This window comes from Paraburkholderia sp. BR13444, assembly GCF_040948755.1.
GTDB lineage: Bacteria > Pseudomonadota > Gammaproteobacteria > Burkholderiales > Burkholderiaceae > Paraburkholderia > Paraburkholderia youngii.
The window spans coordinates 22176-42415 of the sequence record NZ_JBFPKM010000010.1; the positions used below are offsets into that span (position 1 = coordinate 22176).

Below are 20240 nucleotides of genomic sequence, written 5' to 3' on the forward strand. Positions count from 1 at the left end.
TCGCGCGGTCTGTGTACCGAAAACAGGATGACCTTCCGCGCCGCAAAGGCCGTCGGCGCGGGCCTTTCCTGACGTTCCAGAAAGGAACATAACGTTACAAATTCGCCCGCTGCCGAGTCAGCGGGCGTTCCTCGTCATCCGTTGCTAGCGAGGTAGCAATCGATACGACAACGACTCCTGGAGAATCCATGTCTCGAATCATCCGTGCCCTTGTTGCATGCGCACTGCTCGGCTCCGTCGCCGCCTGCGTGGTAACGCCGCCGCCGGCCCCGCACCCGAGCCCCACTCCGCAGCAGATCGCGGACCAGCGCCTGCATCAGGTCGAGGGCCGCATCGACAATCTCGCGCGCCGTATCGACACTCGGGTGAATCAGGGCTATTACCCACCGCCGCAAGGCGCCGCGCTGCATCACCGCCTCGAGACGATCCGTCAGGAAGCGCGTGACATGGCCTCGCAACACCGTGGCGGTTTGTCCGCGGAAGAACAGCGCGTGCTGAACCAGGAACTGGACAATGCGGCTCATGCGATCGGCGAGTGAGCGCTCCCGGCCCTTTATTTGACAAGCCCCGGCCCGTCGCGTACATTCGCCGCACGCGTCGGGAGAGCGTGCTGGCAAGCGAAAAATCGCAGGCCGCGCCGCCGAAGGGGCACACCCGCAAACTCTCAGGCAAAAGGACCGACCGCGTCGAAAAACCCGTCTTTCGGCGGTTTTTTCGCACTCTGGAGAGCGGCAGTAGCCATCCGCGTCGCACGTCGTGCACCGCAGGCAAGCTGCCCACCGAAGGGGCGCGCGTTTCCCCGTGACGAATCGAGCTCATTGAGCCAGTCGCGGCGGCGCAATCTCTCAGGTATCGAGGACAGAGGGGTCATGCAGAACCACGCTCGCAGGCACAAGGCCGCGAGGCAGTGCGCCGCATGGCCTTTTTTGTTCCGCGAGACGCCCGAGGCCCCATGACCGAACTCAAACACACCCCGCTCCACGCCGCTCACCGTGCGCTCAATGCACGCATGGTCGACTTCGGCGGCTGGGACATGCCCGTCAACTACGGCTCGCAGATCGAGGAACATCGCGCGGTGCGCACCGACGCCGGCATGTTCGACGTGTCCCACATGTGCGTGGTCGACTTCACCGGCGAGCGCGTCCGCGCGTTCTTCGAATACGCGCTCGCGAACAATGTCGCGAAGCTGCAGACGCCGGGCCGCGCGCTCTACTCCTGCATGCTGAATCCGAACGGCGGCGTGATCGACGACCTGATCGTCTATTACTTCGGCGAAGACCAGTTCCGCGTGGTCGTCAACGCCGGCACCGCCGACAAAGACATCGCCTGGTTCGGCCAGCTCAACGCCGAAGGCGGCTTCGGCCTCACCATCACGCCGCGCCGCGATCTGGCGATCGTCGCCGTGCAAGGCCCGAACGCGCGCGAAAAAGCGTGGCAAACCGTGCCGGCCGCGCGCGCCGCGACCGAAGCGCTGAAGCCGTTCAACGCCGCGCGCATCGACGGCACGCCGTTCGGCGAGCTGACCGTCGCGCGCACCGGCTACACCGGCGAAGACGGTTTCGAGATCATCGTGCCCGCTGCGCATGTCGAAGCGCTGTGGAACGCGCTCGCCGCCCACGGCGTGCGCCCGGCCGGTCTCGGCGCACGCGACACGCTGCGCCTCGAAGCCGGCATGAATCTTTACGGCCAGGACATGGACGACAATGTCTCGCCGCTCGACGCCGGCCTCGCATGGACCGTCGACCTCACCTCACCGCGCGACTTCATCGGCAAGAGCAGCCTCGAAGCCGACGGCTCGCGCGCCGCGTTCGTCGGCCTGATCCTGCTGAAGGACAACGGCAAGGCTGCCGGCGTGCTGCGCGCGCATCAGAAAGTCGTCACGCCGCACGGCGACGGCGAAATCACCAGCGGCACGTTCTCGCCGACCATACAGGAATCGATCGCCTTCGCGCGCGTGCCGAAAGGCGTGCAGCCGGGCGACACGGTGCATGTCCAGATTCGCGACAAAGCCTGCCCCGCAAGCGTGGTAAAACTGCCGTTCGTGCGCAACGGCAAGGTGCTGGCGGTCTAAGCGGCCGGCGCACGCCCCCAACATTCAAACCACTACCGAACATACCGTTCAGGAGCATCCGATGAGCATCCCGGCCGATCTGAAATACACCGAATCGCACGAATGGGTCCGCACCGAAGCGGACGGCACGCTGACGGTCGGCATCACCGACCACGCGCAGGAAGCGCTCGGCGACATCGTCTTCTTCGAAGTCCAGGAACTCGGCAAGTCCGTGACCGCCGGCGACACCGTCGCCGTGATCGAATCGGTGAAGGCCGCTTCCGATATCTACGCGCCGGTTTCGGGCGAAGTCATCGAAGCGAACACGGCCGTCGGCGACTCGCCGGACACCGTCAACAGCACGCCGTATGACAGCTGGCTGTTCAAGATCAAGCCGGCCGCCGACGCGTCGCTCGAGCGTCTGCTCGACGCCGACGCGTACGCGAAGTCGATCGGCGCCTGAGTTACTGCCTGATTCACTTTTCGTTTTAACCGTCAGGCGCGGCGCTTGCACAACGGCGCGCGCCGCGCCGCCAGGAACACCCATGAAGCTCGAACACCCGGATCGTCCGATGAACCGCACTCCTCTCTCGCTCGCCGCGCTCGAAGTGCACGACGCCTTCGCCGAACGGCATATCGGCCCGGATGCGGCCGACCAGCAAGCGATGCTCGAAGCACTCGGCTTCGCATCGCGCGCGGCATTGATCGACGCCGTCATCCCGAAGACGATCCGCCGCACCGAAGCGCTGCCGCTCGGCCCCTTCGCGCAACCGAAGAGCGAGGCCGAAGCGCTCGCCGCCTTGCGCGAGCTCGCGGACAAGAACCAGGTGTTCCGCTCCTACATCGGCCAAGGCTATTACAACGCCCATACGCCGACGGTGATCCTGCGCAACGTGCTGGAAAATCCGGCGTGGTACACCGCGTACACGCCGTATCAGCCTGAAATTTCCCAAGGCCGTCTGGAAGCGCTGCTGAACTTCCAGCAGATGGTCACCGACCTGACCGGCCTCGCGATCTCGAACGCTTCGCTGCTCGACGAAGCGACCGCGGCAGCCGAAGCGATGACGCTGCTGCAACGCGTCGGCAAACCGAAGTCGAACGTGTTCTTCGTCGCCGACGACGTGCTGCCGCAAACCATCGAAGTCGTGAAGACGCGCGCGACGCCGGTCGGCATCGAAGTGAAGGTCGGCCCGGCCGCTGAAGCCGCCGACGCCAACGCATTCGGCGTGCTGCTGCAATATCCGGGCGTGAACGGCGACGTGCGCGACTACCGCGCGCTGACCGAAGCGATCCACGCGGCGGGCGGCCATGTGGTCGTCGCCGCCGACCTGCTGGCGTTGACGGTGCTGACGCCGCCGGGCGAATGGGGCGCGGACGTCGCGGTCGGCAATACCCAGCGTTTCGGCGTGCCGGTTGGCTTCGGCGGCCCGCATGCCGCGTACCTCGCGGTGCGCGACGAATTCAAGCGGCAGATGCCGGGACGTCTGGTCGGCGTGACCGTCGACGCGCAAGGCAACCCCGCGCTGCGTCTCGCGCTGCAAACGCGCGAGCAGCACATCCGCCGCGAGAAGGCGACCTCGAACGTGTGTACCGCGCAGGCGCTGCTCGCGATCATGGCCAGCATGTATGCGGTCTATCACGGCCCGCGCGGTCTGAAGACGATCGCGCTGCGCGTGAACCGCGTCGCCGCGCTGCTCGCCGCAGGCGCGAAGCAGCTCGGCTATAAGCTCGTCAACGAAACGTTCTTCGACACGCTTACGTTCGACACCGGCGCACGCACTCAAGCGCTGCTTGACGCTGCCACGGGCAAGCGCATCAACCTGCGCCGCGTGAGCGCGACGCAAGTCGGTCTGTCGATCGACGAAACCACCACGCGCCACGATCTGGCCGACCTGCTCGCGGTGTTCGCGCAAGCGGCCTTCGCGAGCGACGTGCCGCAAGTCGACGCGCTCGACGCCGCGCTGAGCGCATCGAACATCGCGTCGGTGCCGGCCGCGCTCGAACGTACGAGCGCGTACCTCACGCATCATGTGTTCAACCGTCATCATTCGGAGACGGAAATGCTGCGCTATCTGCGCAGCCTGTCGGACAAGGACCTCGCGCTCGATCGCTCGATGATCCCGCTCGGCTCGTGCACGATGAAGCTGAACGCGACCTCGGAAATGCTGCCGGTCACGTGGCCCGAGTTCGGCCAGATCCATCCGTTCGCACCGGCCGAACAGACCGTCGGCTACCGCGAGATGATCGATCAGCTCGAAGAGATGCTGGTCGCCGCAACCGGCTATGCGGCCGTGTCGCTGCAACCGAACGCGGGCTCGCAGGGCGAGTACGCGGGTCTCTTGATCATCCACGCATATCACGCGTCGCGCGGCGAAGCGCATCGCAACGTCTGTCTGATTCCCGCTTCGGCACACGGCACGAACCCGGCGTCGGCGCAGATGGCCGGCATGCAGGTCGTGGTCGTCGCATGCGACGCGCAGGGCAACGTCGATATCGAAGATCTGAAGAAGAAGGCCGCGCAGCACGCCGATAAGCTCGCTGCGATCATGATCACGTACCCGTCGACGCACGGCGTGTTCGAGCAGAACGTCCGCGAAATCTGCGAGATCGTGCATGCGCACGGCGGCCAGGTGTACGTGGACGGCGCGAACATGAACGCGATGGTCGGCCTGTGCGCGCCGGGCCAGTTCGGCGGCGACGTCTCGCACCTGAACCTGCACAAGACCTTCTGCATTCCGCACGGCGGCGGCGGACCGGGCGTCGGTCCGGTCGCGGTCGGCGCGCACCTCGCGCAGTTTCTGCCGAACCAGACTTCGTCGGGCTATCAGCGCGCGGAGAACGGCATCGGCGCGGTGTCGGGCGCGCCGTACGGCTCGGCGTCGATCCTGCCGATCTCGTGGATGTACATCGCGATGATGGGCGCGAAGAACCTGACGGCCGCGACCGAAACCGCAATCCTCAACGCGAACTACGTCGCGAACAAGCTCGCGCCGCACTATCCTGTGCTGTACTCGGGCCCCGGCGGTCTCGTCGCGCACGAGTGCATTCTCGATCTGCGTCCGATCAAGGACACGAGCGGCATCACCGTCGACGACGTCGCCAAGCGCCTCGCCGACTACGGCTTCCACGCGCCGACGATGAGCTTCCCGGTGCCGGGCACGCTGATGGTAGAGCCGACCGAATCGGAGTCGAAAGAAGAGCTCGATCGCTTCATCGAGGCGATGATCGCGATCCGCGAGGAAATCCGCGCGGTCGAGGAAGGCCGCTCGGACCGCGAGGACAATCCGCTGAAGCACGCGCCGCACACCGCGGCGGTCGTGATCGCCGACGACTGGAAGCATGCGTATGCGCGCGAGACCGCTGCGTATCCGCTGAAGACGCTGATCGCGAACAAGTACTGGCCGCCGGTCGGTCGTGCGGACAACGTGTACGGCGACCGCAACCTGTTCTGCTCGTGCGTGCCGATCGCCGATTACGAGTAAGAGCGAGTCAAGGGAAGTCACGCGCGGCGCTGCGAAGGTCCGTCAGCGTCCGCGCGCGATCCTGTTGTTGAAAGCCGCAACCGGCTAACATCACACACCGAATCAGCCTAACGAGGAGTTTCGCATGGCGCGAAAGGTGCGATTGATGCAAAGCCGGGACGAGGCGGCGGGTCTCCGTCCGTGGCGACCCGCTTACGCTGTGCTGCTGGCCGCTGCGGCCGTGCTGCTGCCGCTGCGCGAGGCGCAGGCCGCGATGAATTTCTGCGCGGCGCCGGCGCTGCAAACGAGCGAGCGCACCAATGCCGATCCCGGCGTCAAGGCGCTCGTCGCCAACGTGCAGGCGCATCTGAACGAGCAGCCCCATGCGCTCGCGAAACTGCACACCGAAGGCACGCTGCCGCACGAGGGCATCTACGATCAGAGCGTCGAAGCGCAGAAGGATCTCGACCTGCTGCGCGATGCCGCGCTCGCGTGGCGCGCGACCAGCGACGACCGCTTCCTGAAGCTCGTCGATCGTCTGCTGTATACATGGGTCACGACCTATCAGCCGAGCTTCAATCCGATCGACGAAACGGGTTTCGAAGGGCTGATCCTCGCCTACGACATGACAGCGAGCGCGCTGCCCGTCAAAACGCGCAATGCGGCAATGGCGTTTCTAACGAAGTTCTCCAACGGCTATATCGCACAGATCGACGCGCAGCCGCGGCCGCTCACCGGCACGTTCCGTAACAATTGGCAAAGCCACCGTATCAAGCTGATCTCGATGGCCGCGTTCACGCTCGACAATCGCAAGATGATCAATGCCGCGCAACGGCTGTTCGTCGAGCATATCGGCGACAACATCGCGTCGGACGGCTCGACGATCGACTTCGGCGAGCGCGATGCGCTGCACTACGTCACCTACGATCTGCAACCGCTGGTGACGGCCGCGCTTGCCGCGCGCCGCCACAACCGCAACTGGCTGCAGGAGAAGGGCGCGAACGGCGCGACGCTGCTCGCCGCGCTGAACTGGCTCGTGCCGTTTGCGATGGGCACCCAGACGCATGAGGAATTCGTGCATTCGGACGTCGCGTTCGATGCAAAACGTCGCGAGGCCGGCTTGCCCGGCTATTCGGGTCGGTGGGATCCGAAGAACGCGGCGGAACTGTTTCACCTGGCGGCGCGTCTCGATGGACGCTTTACGCCAGTCGCGCTGCAGCTCGCACCGACGCCGCCCGCGTGGCTCGCCGTGTGCTTGCCGCTGGCGGCGCGCTAAACTCTTATCTATAGGCAGGGAGCAGTACATGGCAGTCAGCGTTTTCGATCTCTTCAAAATCGGCATTGGTCCGTCGAGCTCGCATACGGTCGGGCCGATGCGCGCGGCGCTGATGTTCGTCCAGGGACTCGAGCGCGATGGGCTGCTCGATGCCACCGCAGCGGTGAAAGCGGAGCTGTACGGCTCGCTCGGCGCGACCGGCAAGGGGCACGGCACCGATCGCGGCGTGATGCTAGGCCTGATGGGCGATGCGCCCGACACCGTGAATCCCGACACGATCGCGCAACGGCTGGAAGCGGTGCGCACATTGCGCAAACTCGCGCTGCTCGGCACGCACGAGGTGCCTTTCGTGCAGAAGGAGCAGATCGCGTTTTATCGCCAGGCGTTGCCCGAGCATCCGAACGGCCTGAAGCTGTTCGCGTTCGATGCGCAAGGCGCGACGCTGCGCGAGTCGACCTATCTGTCGGTCGGCGGCGGCTTCGTCGTGACGGCTGGCGCACCGAACACGAAGGTGTTGAGCGCCGTCGATCAGCTTCCGCACTCGTTTCGCACCGCCAACGAGTTGCTCGCGCTGTGCGCGTCGAGCGGCAAGAGCATCGCGCAGCTGATGTGGGAAAACGAACGTGTCTGGCATAGCGAGGAAGAAACGCGCGCGGGTCTGCTGAAGATCTGGGACGTGATGCAATCATGCGTCGCGCGCGGGTGCGGCATCAACAATCCCGACGCCGATGGTCACTTGCCCGGCCCCTTCCAGGTGAAGCGGCGCGCGCCGCAGCTGTATCGTGCGTTGACGGGCAACCCTGAGCGCGCGTTGCAGGACCCGCTGTCGATGGTCGACTGGATCAACCTGTACGCGATCGCCGTCAACGAAGAGAACGCCGCGGGCGGGCGCGTCGTCACGGCGCCGACCAACGGCGCGGCCGGCATCATTCCGGCGGTGCTGCATTACTACACGCGCTTCATGCCGGGCGCGAACGAGCAGGGCGTGATCGACTTCCTGATGACGGCCGCCGCGATCGGCATCCTGTACAAGCTGAACGCGTCGATCTCCGGCGCGGAGGTGGGCTGCCAGGGCGAAGTCGGCGTCGCTTGCTCGATGGCCGCGGGGGCGCTGGCCGCGGTGATGGGCGGCACGCCGAAGCAGGTCGAGAACGCCGCGGAAATCGGCATGGAGCACAACCTCGGGCTCACCTGCGATCCGGTTGGCGGCATGGTGCAGATTCCGTGCATCGAGCGCAATGCGATGGCATCGGTGAAGGCGGTCAATGCCGCGCGCATGGCGCTGCGCGGCGACGGCAGCCACTATGTGTCGCTCGATTCGGTGATCAAGACGATGCGTGAAACCGGCGCGGACATGAAGACCAAGTACAAGGAAACGTCGCGCGGCGGCCTCGCGGTGAATATCGTCGAGTGTTGAGTCGGTGAGCGCGGCATTCAATTGCATGCGATCGCATCGGAAAAGCGCGGGCTCTGTGGCCCGCGTTTTCATTTGGGCGACCGCGTTGCGTCCACGCCGATCGAACAGTTGCGCTGCGCCATGACAGCGCCCACGTGCTCGGCGTAAGCTGTCGAAGCACCCATCGGCCGCTGTTGCAGGTTCCGCCGATGCGGCTCCATCACAACGCACTCACGCACTGCCAGGAGGCTTCTTCGCAATGTCGCTGCCGAATGCTCCCGCTGCCCATTCCGGTTCCCATACCGCACGCACGACCGGCGCGCGCCTCGTCGTCGATGCGTTGCTCACGCACGGCGTCGAACGTGTGTTCTGCGTTCCGGGCGAAAGCTTTCTCGCCGTGCTCGATTCGCTGCACGACGAAACCGAGCGCATCCAGACGATCGTCTGTCGTCACGAAGCCGCGGCCGCGAACATGGCCGAAGCGGTCGGCAAGCTGACCAGCCGTCCGGGTGTCGCGCTGGTCACGCGCGGACCGGGCGCGACGCATGCGTCGATCGGCGTGCACACCGCGTTTCAGGACTCCACGCCGATGATCCTGCTGATCGGCCAGTGCGCGCGCGAACATCTCGATCGCGAGGCGTTCCAGGAGATCGACTACCGGCGCATGTTCGGTCAGATGGCGAAGTGGGTCGCGCAGATCGACGACCCTAAGCGCATCCCCGAATATCTGAGCCATGCGTTTCATACGGCCACCTCGGGACGGCCGGGGCCGGTCGTGCTGGCGCTGCCCGAAGACGTCTTGAGCGATGCCTGCGACGCGGTGCCTGGCGCGCCCGCTTATCACCGCGTGGCCGCATCGCCTTCAGCAGCGCAGATCGCGCGACTAAGCGAGTTGCTCGAAGGCGCGCAACGGCCGATGGTAATCGCCGGCGGCAGCGGCTGGACAGCGGCCGCATGCGCGGACCTGCGGCGCTTCATCGAAAACTGGCAGTTGCCGATCGGCCTCGCGTTCCGCTTCCAGGACACCTTCGACAACGAGCATCCGAACTATGCGGGCGACGTCGGTCTCGGCGTCAATCCCGCGCTCGCTCAGCGCATTCGCGACGCGGACCTGCTGCTCACGCTCGGTCCGCGCCTCGGCGAAGCGACGACCAACGGCTACACGCTGCTCGACATCCCGAAGACGAAACAGACGCTGGTGCACGTGCATCAGGGTGCGGAAGAACTGGGGCGCGTCTATGCGGCCGATCTGCCGATTGTCTCCGGCATGCCTGAACTCACGGCGGTGCTGGCGGAACTGAAGCCGTCAACGTCCGGCAAGCTCGCCTGGGCGGGTGCCGCTGAAGAAGCGCATCGCGCGTATCTGGAATGGCGCAAGCCGCGTCCGACTCCCGCCGACGTGCAGATGGGGGAAGTGATCGAGCAATTGCGCGCGCACTTGCCCGAGGACGCAATCGTCACCAACGGCGCGGGCAATTATGCGACGTGGCTGCATCGACATTTCTCATATCGACACTTCCGTTCGCAGCTCGCACCGACGAGCGGCGCGATGGGCTACGGCGTGCCGGCGGCGCTCGCGGCAAAGTCGCTGTATCCGCAACGCGCGGTGGTCGCGCTCGCCGGCGATGGCTGCTTCATGATGGCCGCGCAGGAACTGGCAACCGCGATGCAGTACGACCTGCGTGTGCTGTTCATCGTCGTCAACAACAGCCACTTCGGCACGATCCGCATGCATCAGGAGCGGCACTATCCGCATCGCGTGCATGGCACCGGTCTCACGAATCCGGACTTCGCGGCATTTGCGCGGTCGTTCGGTGCGCATGGCGAGACCGTTGAACGTACCGCGGATTTTCTGCCGGCGTTGCAGCGCGCGATCGAATCGCAACTGCCGGCCGTGATCGAAATTCGCATGCCGCAGGAAGCGAGCACGCCCGCGGCGACGCTCGAGATGATTCGAGAGCAGGGGAGGAGAATGCGGGGGGAGTGAAAATCGCCACCTGAACTGACTGCGCGGCTTCGAATGCGCCGTCAATCAAAAAACCCCGCCGAAGCGGGGTTTTTTATGGTCAACCGGGTTCAGCAAATAAGCTTACTTGCCGCCCACGCTTTGCAGCGTCGTCCACTTGCCATCGACGACCTTGTACAGCGTGATACCGCCGTTCTTCAAATCGCCGCGCTCGTCGTACGCGAGGTTGGCCGTCGTGACGGCCGGCTTCGAGGTCTTCGCGAGCACCGGCAGGTACTTGGCCGGATCGGTCGAGTTCGCGCTCTTCATCGCGTTGAACATCGCCATCGCGCCATCGAACGCGTACGGCGAGTACGTTTGCACGTCTTCGTTGAAGCGCGCCTTGTACTTCTCGACGTACGCCTTGCCGCCCGGCATTTCTTCGAGCGGCAGACCGGCGAGCGATGCCACCGTGCCGTTCGCCGCGTCGCCGGCGAGCTTGATGAAGGTCGGCGTGTGGACCATTTCGCCGCCCATCAGCGGCGCCTTCACGCCGAGCTGCTTCATCTGCTTCACCATCGGTGCCGCTTGCGAATCCGCGCCGCCGTAGTAGATCAGATCGGGGTTCGACGACTTCAGCTTGGTCAGGATCGACTTGAAGTCGACGGCCTTGTCGTTCGTGTATTCACGATCGACGATCGTCGCGCCGGCCGCCTTCGCTGCCTTCTCGAACTGATCCGCGAGCCCCTGGCCGTAAGCGGTGCGATCGTCGACGATCGCGATCTTCTTCATGCCGAGGTTCTTCACCGCGAACGTGCCAGCGACCGAGCCTTGCTGCGTGTCGGACGTCATCATGCGGAAGGTGGTTTTGAAGCCCTGCTGCGTGTATTCCGGCGCGGTCGCCATCGCGATCTGCGGAATGCCCGCGTTCGCATAGATGCGCGAGGCCGGAATCGTCGTGCCCGAGTTGAAGTGGCCGAGCATGCCCTTGATGCCGTCATCCACGAGCTTCTGCGCGACCGTCGTGCCGGTACGCGGGTCGGCCTGGTCGTCGGCCGAGTCGAGCACGATGCGAACCGGCTTGCCGCCGATCACCGGCTTCGTCGCGTTGAACTCTTCGACCGCGAGCGTGATGCCGTTCTGGAAGTCCTTGCCGTAGTGCGCCTGTGCGCCCGTCATCGGACCAGCAAAGCCGATCTTCACGTCTTCCGTCGATTGAGCGTTGGCCGTCCCCGCCAGCGACATAGCGGCAACCAGAGCTGCGCCTGCCAGCTGTTTCATTTTGTGTTGCATAGCTTCTCCTTGATACCAGGTGTGGATGAAGCGGTGTCGGGGTCGCCGTGCCCGCTTCCTTTCTATTGAAGAAATCGTCGAGGTTCGCTCAACCGATCGTCATCAAATTCGCATTACCGCCTGCCGCCGCGGTATTCACGCTGACCGAGCGCTCGGTCAGCAGACGCTCGAGCGCGTAGTCCTCTTCGCCGCTCGCAAGCGCCCGGGCCGCGACGCCCTGCACCGACACGATCGGCCCCGCGCGCTTCGCGACCTCTTTCACGAGCGTGAGCAGCTCGTCGCTGTCGCCTTCGAACAGCACGGCGTCGAACGGTGCGTCGGCGCTCTTCTTCACGCTCGCATGCGCCTTCAGCGACGCCGGCAATTGCGAGACCAATTGTTCACCGGCCGCGCCTTCGAACAACGCACGATTTCCCGTAGCCAGCGCCGCCGCGAACTGCACGCGTGCGCCGCTCGCCGTCGATGCGATGCACAGCACCGTGCCGCGCGGGCCCAGCGTGTATGTATTGCGCTCGCCCGTCGGCCCCGACAGTACCGCGGTTGCGCCCGCCGGCACATGCGACAGATAGCCGTCACAACGCGCGGCAAGCTGCGGCTCGCGCTCGGCGATCAGCCAGTCGCGCAACGCGGTCAGCGCGGCCGCCGGATTGTCGCCCTTTTCTGCTGCCTGCGCCGCCTGCGGCACTTCGACCACCAGCGCCTTCGCGAGCGACTTCGGCAAACCAGCCGGACGGGTCGCGAGCAGGCGCTGCAGATACAGCGCGCCACCGGCCTTCGGGCCCGTACCCGACAGCCCTTCGCCGCCGAACGGCTGCACTCCGACCACCGCGCCGATCACGTTGCGGTTCACGTAGATGTTGCCCACGTGTGCGCGGCTGATCACGTGCGCGATCGTTTCGTCGATGCGCGTGTGAATGCCGAGCGTCAAACCGTAACCCGTCGCGCGAATCTGTTCGAGCAGCTTGTCGAGCTGGCTGCGGCGATAGCGCACCACGTGCAGCACCGGGCCGAACACTTCGCGCTTCAGCTCGTCGATGCTGTCGAGCTCGATCAGCGTCGGCGGCACGAAAGTGCCTTGCGTCGCGCCTTCCGGCAGCGGCAGTTGCTCGACCTTGCGGCCCTTGTCGCGCATCGCCGCGATGTGCGCATCGATGCCGCGCTTGGCGTCGAGGTCGATCACCGGGCCGACGTCGGTCGACAGCCGGTCCGGATTGCCGAGCGCGAGCTCGCGCATCGCGCCCGTCAGCATTTCGAGTGTGCGGTCCGCAACATCGTCCTGCAGACATAGAACGCGCAACGCCGAACACCGTTGACCAGCCGAGTCGAAAGACGATTGCAGCACGTCGGCGACGACCTGCTCGGCGAGCGCCGACGAGTCGACGATCATCGCGTTCTGGCCGCCGGTTTCGGCGATCAGCGGGATCGGTTTGCCATCCGGATCGAGTCGGCCGGACAGCGTCTTGTTGATCAGACGCGCGACTTCGGTCGAACCGGTGAACATCACCGCCCGCGTGCGCGGATCGGCGACCAGCGCGGCGCCGACCGTCTCGCCATTACCCGGCAGCAGTTGCACCGCGCCCGCCGGCACGCCCGCTTCGCGCAGAATCCGCACAGCTTGAGCTGCGATCAGCGGCGTCTGCTCGGCCGGCTTCGCGAGCACCGTGTTGCCGGCTGCGAGCGCGGCGGCCACCTGGCCCATGAAAATCGCCAGCGGGAAATTCCACGGGCTGATACAGACCACCGGACCGAGCGGCCGATGCGTGTCGTTCGAAAACTCGTCGCGGATCTGCGCCGAGTAGTAGCGCAGGAAGTCGATCGCCTCGCGGATTTCCGCGACCGCGTTGGCGAGCGATTTGCCGGCCTCGCGCACCACGAGTCCCATCAGCGTGTGCATCTGCGCTTCGAGTAGATCGGCGGCACGCGCGAGGCAATCGGCGCGCGCCTCCACCGGCGTCGCCTGCCAGATCGGCGCGGCGGCCACCGCGTGGCCGAGCGCCGCGCTCACGTGCTCCGGCGTCGCTTCGACGACGGTGCCGACGAGATCACGATGGTCGGCCGGGTTGCGCACGTCACGCCCGGCGCCGACGGCGATCTGGTTGTCTTCGAGCATCGGCGCCGCGCGCCACGGATGATGCGCGCTCGCGAGGAGCGCCGATGACAGCGACGCGAGCCGATGCTCGTTCGACAGATCCAGACCCATCGAATTGAGCCGCTCGGCGCCGTACAGATTGCGCGGCAGCGGAATGCGCGCGTGCGGCGCGCCGAGCGGCGCGATCTTCGACGCTTCCTCCACCGGATCGGCGACCAGGTCCTTGATCGCGACGGATTCGTCGGCGATGCGATTCACGAACGACGTGTTCGCGCCGTTTTCGAGCAGCCGGCGCACGAGGTACGCGAGCAGCGTCTCATGCGTGCCGACCGGCGCGTACACGCGGCACGGGCGGTTCAGTTTGTCGCGGCCGGTGACTTCTTCGTACAGCGGCTCGCCCATACCGTGCAGGCACTGGAACTCGTACTGGCCGGGGTAGTAGTTGTTGCCGGCGAGGTGATAGATCGCCGACAGCGTGTGCGCGTTGTGCGTCGCGAACTGCGGATACACGGCATCGGGCGCGCCGAGCAGTTTCTTTGCGCAGGCGAGGTACGACACGTCGGTATAGACCTTGCGCGTGTAGACCGGATAGCCCTCGAGGCCATCGACCTGCGCGCGCTTGATTTCCGTATCCCAGTACGCGCCCTTCACGAGCCGCACCATGATGCGGTGACGGCTGCGACGTGCCAGATCGACGATGTAGTCGATCACGAACGGGCAGCGCTTCTGATACGCCTGCACGACGAAGCCGATCCCGTTCCAGCCTTGCAGCTCCGGATCGAAGCACAGCGCTTCGAGCAGATCCAGCGACAGTTCGAGGCGGTCGGCTTCTTCGGCGTCGATATTGAGGCCGATGTCGTAGCGGCGCGCAAGGATCGCGAGCGAACGCACGCGCGGCAGCAGCTCGCTCATCGTGCGTTCCTGCTGCGCGCGCGAGTAGCGCGGATGCAGCGCCGACAGCTTGATCGAAATGCCCGGGCCTTCGTAGATGCCGCGGCCGCCCGCGGCCTTGCCGATCGCGTGGATCGCCTGTTCGTACGAGGCGTAGTAGCGCTGCGCGTCGGCCTCGGTGGTGGCCGCTTCGCCGAGCATGTCGTACGAATAGCGGAAACCGCGCGCCTCGTACTTGCGGCTGTTCGCGAGCGCTTCGGAAATGTTCTCGCCGGTGACGAACTGCTCGCCCATCAGGCGCATCGCCATGTCGACGCCCTTGCGGATCAGCGGCTCGCCACCCTTGCCGATCAGCCGCGTAAGCGCCGACGACAGGCTCGTCTCGCTATTGGTCGTCACCAGCTTGCCGGTGATCATCAGCCCCCAGGTCGCCGCGTTGACGAACAGCGACGGCGCCTGGCCGACGTGCGATTTCCAGTCGCCCTTGCTGATCTTGTCGCGGATCAGCGCGTCGCGGGTCGCGCGGTCGGGAATGCGCAGCAGCGCCTCGGCGAGGCACATCAGCGCAACGCCTTCCTGGCTCGACAGCGAAAATTCGTGAATCAGCCCTTCGACGCCCCCGCCCTTGCTCTTCGTGCGCAGCGTTTCGACGAGCTTGCCGGCCATCGCCTGCACGTCGCCCGCGAGGTTGGCCGGCAGACGCGCCTGGCCGAGCAGGAACGGCACGCATTCGGGTTCAGGGCGGCGATACGCGGCGGTGATCGCCGCGCGCAGCACCGACTGCGGCTGTACGTTCTGCGCGAAATCGAGGAACGGATGCGACGCGCCATCTTCCTCGTTCTCGACCGCCGCGCCGTCGGCGAGATCGGCCGTGCCGGTTGCGCCCGACAGTTCGGCCGGCAACTGGCCGTGCTCGATCTTTTCGAGGTAGGCGAAAATCGCCTGCTTGATCAACCAGTGGGGGGTGCGCTCGAGGCGGGTGGCGGCATCTTTGAGCCGGGAACGCAGGAGGTCGTCGACCTTGACGCCAAGGGTGGTGCTAGCCATGTTTCCTTCTTTGATACCGGGCGTGAGCCTGGCGAAAGACTAAAAGTTGGGCGAATCGTACGCCTACAAATAAAAAGGTGCAACCAATTCGACAGGTTGGTTGCACCATGCCGCGAGCCTTGTGGGACGGGGCTTTCCGGGCGGTGAGCGCGAGTCGGACCGTGGTGTTTTCGATCGGTACTTTCCCTGGCGTGATTCTTTTTGAAATAAGCCTTATCAAACGGCTTCGCGCGCCGATATACAGAAGCACGACGATGGACGGCCGGAAACGTCGGTTTCAGGGCACGCAGAATAGATAAACGGGGTTCCCGAGGGTTGGTGTGATGGAAAAGTGGCTGGTAATACTGGGCATCTGGGTGATGTGCGCGGCCTGTGCGGTGTTTTTCATTCGAGGCGCGACCAGAAGCTCGAATCCGCGCGAAGACGAGCGCAAACAGGCAAGCGCGGCCTCGCGTGGATCGGCGGGCGATACGCGAAACGCGCTGAACGACTGAGATCGGGGGGAGCCCGCGCGACGGCTCATGAAGCCGGACGCGCGCGGGTGTGCGAACTTGCAGTTGGATTGGTGCGCGGAGCTTGGCGCCTGAAGGTCGCTTACGGGTCAGCGCGGCCCGAGCGACGGCGCAACGGGCTCGAACTGCGCACAGACATCGCCGGGGGAAACCAGCTGGTCGTGCAGACGACACAGCCTGCTATCGGCGACGCTCGCGCCGAACCCCGAACTAAACGCGACAAGCCCTGGAATACGCTGCTCGAGCGCGTCCCGTTCACTCACGCGATGCCGGCACCCGGCGCAGCACGGCGTGCCCGCCGCGCCACGATCCTTGGAAACCTTCACGGGCATTATCCGAGGCTGTTCCAGTACGACGCGAACACGTGCGCGGACAGCGCATAGCCGATCGCGATATTGACCACCACGCCCGCCGTGAACGCGAGGAACGGCTTCAGACCGGTCGCCGCAAGCGAGCGGAAGCGCGTCGTAAGACCGATGCTCAGGAAGCAGAAGGTGAACGCCCACGTGCGCAGCACCGTGATCGGCGCGACGAACTCCGGCGTGACGACCTTGCGGTAGTCGGCGAGCGAATAATGGCTCGCGATCCACGTGACCAACGCCGACGCGATCACGAAACCGATCACGAACTTCGGGAAACGCGCCCAGATCTCACCGGCATTCGCGCGCGCGGTGACGCCGCTGTCCTGCGCTTCCCAGCGTGTCGTCGCGACGATTGCGAGCACGAACGCCCAAATGCCGATCCAGATGTCGCGGCCGACCACCTTCATCAGCGTGAACGCCTGCAACGACGCTTCCGGCGCGCCGGCGATCGCGCCGCCTGCGTGCCGCGCGAAATCGCCGTAGGCCTGGGCGGCGGCGATGCCCGCGGCGTCGGCGAATTCGGAGGTGCCGATCCAGGCGCCGGCGACGGCCGTCGACAGGCCGAGCGAGCGCGACACGAACGGCAGCACGAAGATCATCACGACCGCCCATAGGACGACCAGCGTGATCGCGACCGACGCCTGCTCGCGCTTTGCCCGTACCGCGCCGGCAATCGCGATCGCCGCCGACACGCCGCATACTGCGCCGCCGACACCGAGCACGGCGGCAAAGCGCCGATCGAGCCCGAACGCGCGCGCGACAAAGAAGATCACGAAAAACGTCACCAACGACACGATGCTCGCCTGCACGACCGCAACCGGCCCGGCCCACACGAGCAACGTGAACGGCAGCGTCGCGCCGAGCAGCACGATACCGACCTTGATGTAAAACTCGACGCGCAACCCCGCCCCGAGCCACTGCGGCAGCGTGAACAGGTTCGACACGAGCAGCCCGAGCGCGAGCGCAACCAGCGGCGGCTCGAGGTTGTACTTCGACGCGTCGACCCACGCTCCGAGCGTCAGGATCAGCGCGGAACTGACGAATACGACGACGAACGCCGCGAGAAACGCGCCGACGCGCTGCCTGAGCAGAGCGACGCTCGCTCCGAACAGCACCGCGAATGTCGCGAACAGCGCGAGGTAGTTGGGGAGATGTTTGCCGATGTCCTGCGCGGCCTGCGCGACGCTCGACCATTTGGCCGGCGCGACCGCGAGCCACTTGATGCTGCTGCCCGACGCGAACAGCGCCCACGCAATCACGATCACGAGCAGGCCGACGCCAGCGGCGAGCCAGTCTTCGGTCAGCGAAAAGCCGCTGCCTCGTGCGGTTTGCGCGTCTTGTGTACCTTGCCGATGACCCGGTGCGGCGCCCGCCGGTGCGGGATGATGGGTGTCGCTCATTGCAGATGCCCCGAGAAAGTTGAGTGGCATCGGCGCGAAATTATTGTCGTTTAGCCGCAAAATGCGCCGATTTGGCGAATATAGGCGAGCGCTATCGCAAAGCGAAACGATCATTCGCTCTATGGATATGACTCAAAGAAGTAAGGCCGGCGTCACCTGGGCCGTGGCGTCAGATGTCGAGCGGATCGACTTCGAGATTCCAGCGCAGCACGCCCTTGAGCGCGCGCAACAGCGGCTGCCATGCACGCAACGTGGCCTGCAGCGCGGCGCGCGACGCGCTTTCGATCAGCAACTGCGCGCGATGAACGTGCATCACCTTGACGATCGTGAGCGGCACCGCGTCGTATACGGTGACACGCTCGGCGGCCGGAATCTGCGCAAGCTCGGCGGCGGCCTGCTGCAGGAACGCGAGCGCCGCTTCGAGCGTGCGGCCTTCGGCTCGCAGCAGCGCCTGATAGACGAACGGCGGCAGGTGCGCGTCGCGTCGCTCCGCGAGCGTCGAGTTGGCGAAGCCGACGTAGTCGTGACGGCCCAGCGCGTGATACAGCGCGTGACGCGGATAGCGCGTCTGCACCAGCACTTCGCCCGGCAGACCGGCGCGGCCCGCGCGGCCGCTCACCTGCATCAGCTGTGCGAACAGGCGCTCGCTTGCGCGGAAATCATGCGAAAACAGCGCGGTATCCGCATTCAGCACGCCTACCAGCGACACGCGCTGGAAATCGTGCCCTTTCGCGATCATCTGTGTACCGACCAGAATATCGACCTCGCCCGCGTGCACGTCGGAGAACAACGCCTGCGCGCTGCCTTTGCGGCGCGTGCTATCGGCATCGATACGCAACACGCGGGCGCCGGGAACCGCGCTGGCGAGCGTTTCCTCGACGCGCTGCGTGCCGCGCCCGAGCGGTGCGATGTCGACGTTGCCGCACTCCGGGCACGAACGCGGGATACGAGACTCCCAGCCGCAGTGATGGCAGCGCAGCGCGCGCTCGGGCTTGTGCAGCACGACGTAGGCGCTGCAGCGCGGACAACCGGCCACCCAGCCGCACGCATCGCAGGCGAGTTGCGGCGCGTAGCCACGTCGGTTCAGGAACACGAGGCTCTGCTCGCCGCGTTCGAGCCGCGCCTTCATCGCGGCGATCAACGGACCCGACAAGCCTTCGATCGACGCCCGCCCGCGGCGGCGCTCGTCTTCGAGATCGATCAGGCGTACGGCCGGCAGCGCGGCGTCGGCGACGGCCCGGCGCGACAGCGTGAGCCGCTTGTAGCGGCCCTGATCGGCCTGCCACCAGCTCTCGAGCGATGGCGTCGCCGAGCCGAGCACGACCGGCACACCGAGCTGTTTCGCCCGATAAATCGCGAGATCGCGCGCCGAATAGCGCAAGCCCTCCTGCTGCTTGTAGGCCGGATCGTGCTCTTCGTCGACAACGATGATCGCCAGCCGCGGCAGCGACGCGAGTACCGCGAGCCGTGTGCCGAGCACGATGCGCGCACGGCCGGTGTGGGCGGCAAACCAGTTGCGGGCGCGCTCGCCTTCGGCGAGGCCGCTGTGCAGCGTGACGATCGCGCTGGCGTCGAGCGCGGCGAAGCGGGCACGGAACGCCGCCTCGAACTGCGGCGTCAGGTTGATTTCCGGCACCAGCACGAGCGCTTGCGCATCCGGCCTGGCGGCCAGAATCGCGGCGAGTGCGCGCAGGTACACCTCGGTTTTGCCGCTGCCCGTCACGCCGTGCAGCAGGAACGGCGCGAAGCCGTCGGCGGCGCGGATAGCTTCCACAGCACTCGCCTGCTCGTCGGTCAGGGTCGGCAGGACCGGCGCGGGCGCGTCCGGCAGCGAAGCGGCGGCGGGCACCGCGGCGGCGTCGATCACGTCGAGCGTCACCCAGCCAGCGGCCTGCCATGTGTCGAGTGTCGCCAGTGCTTTCGGATGCAGCGCGCGGGCGTCGGCGGCGAGCAGGAAGTCGGCTTGCGCGAGTGCTTGCGCGAACGCTCGGAGCGCCGTCGCGCGGGCCGGCAACGCGTCAGGCAATGCCGTGCGACCCTCAGGCGTCAACCGATAGCGCTCTTCCGGCGCCAACAGCCGCGACCAGCGCGACGCGTCGCGCAGCGCCTGCGGCAGCGCGGGCAGCGCCACTTCGCCGAGACCGCGTTGATAGTAGTCCGCAGCGAACCCGGCGAGCGCGAGCCAATGCGCCGACACCGGCGGACACGACGCGCAGACCTTATCCACATCCCGCAGGCGTTCGGCGGGCACCTCGCTGTGAGCGGCCACCTCGCAGATCAGCCCCACCACGTGCCGTTTGCCGAACGGAACGCTGACGAGCGCGCCCACGACAGCCGCCTCGGATGTGCCGCAGCGGTAGTCGAACAAGGTCGGCAGCGGATGATCGAGCGCGACGCGGACGAACACTTCGTTCACTCGGCGAGGCGCTGAGGACGAGCCGGCACGAGGCTAAACCGCGGCGCGCGGTGGCTCGTGCGGTAGGCGATACCGTCGAAGTTAAAGTAAAACCTTAATTTC

13 protein-coding genes and 2 riboswitches are annotated in these 20240 nt (G+C 65.9%); of the genes, 8 read left to right on the top strand and 5 right to left on the bottom strand.

Annotated features, from left to right (window positions below; translation table 11 throughout):
* The first annotated feature begins 188 nt into the window (after positions 1–188).
* From AB3X95_RS25885 to AB3X95_RS25915, 7 genes are all read left to right on the top strand, one after another.
* The gene (locus AB3X95_RS25885) at positions 189–539 is read left to right on the top strand and encodes a hypothetical protein (RefSeq protein WP_368622917.1); all 351 of its coding nucleotides are present in this window, start codon (positions 189–191) and stop codon (positions 537–539) included.
* Between the two features lie 49 nt (positions 540–588).
* A riboswitch (glycine riboswitch) is annotated at positions 589–691 on the top strand.
* A 20-nt stretch (positions 692–711) separates the two neighbouring features.
* A riboswitch (glycine riboswitch) is annotated at positions 712–872 on the top strand.
* Positions 873–952: 80 nt separating this feature from the next.
* Positions 953–2071 (top strand): glycine cleavage system aminomethyltransferase GcvT, encoded by a 1119-nt coding sequence (gcvT, locus tag AB3X95_RS25890; RefSeq protein ID WP_368622918.1) that lies wholly within the window; start codon positions 953–955, stop codon positions 2069–2071.
* Between the two features lie 61 nt (positions 2072–2132).
* Positions 2133–2513, top strand: coding sequence for a glycine cleavage system protein GcvH (gene gcvH / locus AB3X95_RS25895; protein WP_013090937.1), 381 nt, complete (start codon positions 2133–2135; stop codon positions 2511–2513).
* Between the two features lie 82 nt (positions 2514–2595).
* Positions 2596–5532, top strand: coding sequence for an aminomethyl-transferring glycine dehydrogenase (gene gcvP, locus AB3X95_RS25900; protein ID WP_368622919.1), 2937 nt, complete (start codon positions 2596–2598; stop codon positions 5530–5532).
* Between the two features lie 124 nt (positions 5533–5656).
* On the top strand, positions 5657–6787 hold the full coding sequence (locus tag AB3X95_RS25905; RefSeq protein WP_368622920.1) for an alginate lyase family protein: 1131 nt from the start codon (positions 5657–5659) through the stop codon (positions 6785–6787).
* Between the two features lie 28 nt (positions 6788–6815).
* On the top strand, positions 6816–8204 hold the full coding sequence (locus AB3X95_RS25910) for an L-serine ammonia-lyase (protein WP_368622921.1): 1389 nt from the start codon (positions 6816–6818) through the stop codon (positions 8202–8204).
* Positions 8205–8442: 238 nt separating this feature from the next.
* On the top strand, positions 8443–10170 hold the full coding sequence (locus AB3X95_RS25915) for a thiamine pyrophosphate-binding protein (RefSeq protein ID WP_368622922.1): 1728 nt from the start codon (positions 8443–8445) through the stop codon (positions 10168–10170).
* Positions 10171–10272: 102 nt separating this feature from the next.
* Here AB3X95_RS25915 and AB3X95_RS25920 read toward each other — a convergent pair whose 3' ends face one another.
* The gene (locus AB3X95_RS25920) at positions 10273–11421 is read right to left on the bottom strand and encodes a branched-chain amino acid ABC transporter substrate-binding protein (RefSeq protein WP_176368592.1); all 1149 of its coding nucleotides are present in this window, start codon (positions 11419–11421) and stop codon (positions 10273–10275) included.
* An 88-nt stretch (positions 11422–11509) separates the two neighbouring features.
* Positions 11510–15448, bottom strand: coding sequence for a trifunctional transcriptional regulator/proline dehydrogenase/L-glutamate gamma-semialdehyde dehydrogenase (gene putA, locus AB3X95_RS25925; protein WP_368622923.1), 3939 nt, complete (start codon positions 15446–15448; stop codon positions 11510–11512).
* A gap of 323 nt (positions 15449–15771) precedes the next feature.
* Here putA and AB3X95_RS25930 point away from each other — a divergent pair, with 323 nt between their 5' ends.
* Positions 15772–15942 carry a hypothetical protein gene (locus AB3X95_RS25930; protein ID WP_176109938.1) on the top strand — a complete coding sequence of 57 codons (171 nt, stop codon included), beginning with the start codon at positions 15772–15774 and terminating at the stop codon, positions 15940–15942.
* Between the two features lie 107 nt (positions 15943–16049).
* Here the strand turns inward: AB3X95_RS25930 and AB3X95_RS25935 are convergent, their stop codons facing one another.
* From AB3X95_RS25935 to AB3X95_RS25945, 3 genes are all read right to left on the bottom strand, one after another.
* Positions 16050–16286 (bottom strand): hypothetical protein, encoded by a 237-nt coding sequence (locus AB3X95_RS25935; protein WP_368622924.1) that lies wholly within the window; start codon positions 16284–16286, stop codon positions 16050–16052.
* Between the two features lie 5 nt (positions 16287–16291).
* The gene (locus AB3X95_RS25940) at positions 16292–17722 is read right to left on the bottom strand and encodes a YeiH family protein (protein ID WP_176368594.1); all 1431 of its coding nucleotides are present in this window, start codon (positions 17720–17722) and stop codon (positions 16292–16294) included.
* A 169-nt stretch (positions 17723–17891) separates the two neighbouring features.
* A complete protein-coding gene (locus AB3X95_RS25945; protein ID WP_368622925.1) occupies positions 17892–20138 on the bottom strand; it encodes a primosomal protein N' in 2247 nt (748 codons plus the stop codon).
* Positions 20139–20240: the final 102 nt, after the last annotated feature.

Coding starts and splice junctions, on each gene's coding strand:
- AB3X95_RS25885 (WP_368622917.1), top strand. CDS start 189: ATGTCTCGAATCATCCGTGCCCTTGTTGCATGCGCACTGCTCGGCTCC.
- gcvT (WP_368622918.1), top strand. CDS start 953: ATGACCGAACTCAAACACACCCCGCTCCACGCCGCTCACCGTGCGCTC.
- gcvH (WP_013090937.1), top strand. CDS start 2,133: ATGAGCATCCCGGCCGATCTGAAATACACCGAATCGCACGAATGGGTC.
- gcvP (WP_368622919.1), top strand. CDS start 2,596: ATGAAGCTCGAACACCCGGATCGTCCGATGAACCGCACTCCTCTCTCG.
- AB3X95_RS25905 (WP_368622920.1), top strand. CDS start 5,657: ATGGCGCGAAAGGTGCGATTGATGCAAAGCCGGGACGAGGCGGCGGGT.
- AB3X95_RS25910 (WP_368622921.1), top strand. CDS start 6,816: ATGGCAGTCAGCGTTTTCGATCTCTTCAAAATCGGCATTGGTCCGTCG.
- AB3X95_RS25915 (WP_368622922.1), top strand. CDS start 8,443: ATGTCGCTGCCGAATGCTCCCGCTGCCCATTCCGGTTCCCATACCGCA.
- AB3X95_RS25920 (WP_176368592.1), bottom strand. CDS start 11,421: ATGCAACACAAAATGAAACAGCTGGCAGGCGCAGCTCTGGTTGCCGCT.
- putA (WP_368622923.1), bottom strand. CDS start 15,448: ATGGCTAGCACCACCCTTGGCGTCAAGGTCGACGACCTCCTGCGTTCC.
- AB3X95_RS25930 (WP_176109938.1), top strand. CDS start 15,772: ATGGAAAAGTGGCTGGTAATACTGGGCATCTGGGTGATGTGCGCGGCC.
- AB3X95_RS25940 (WP_176368594.1), bottom strand. CDS start 17,722: ATGAGCGACACCCATCATCCCGCACCGGCGGGCGCCGCACCGGGTCAT.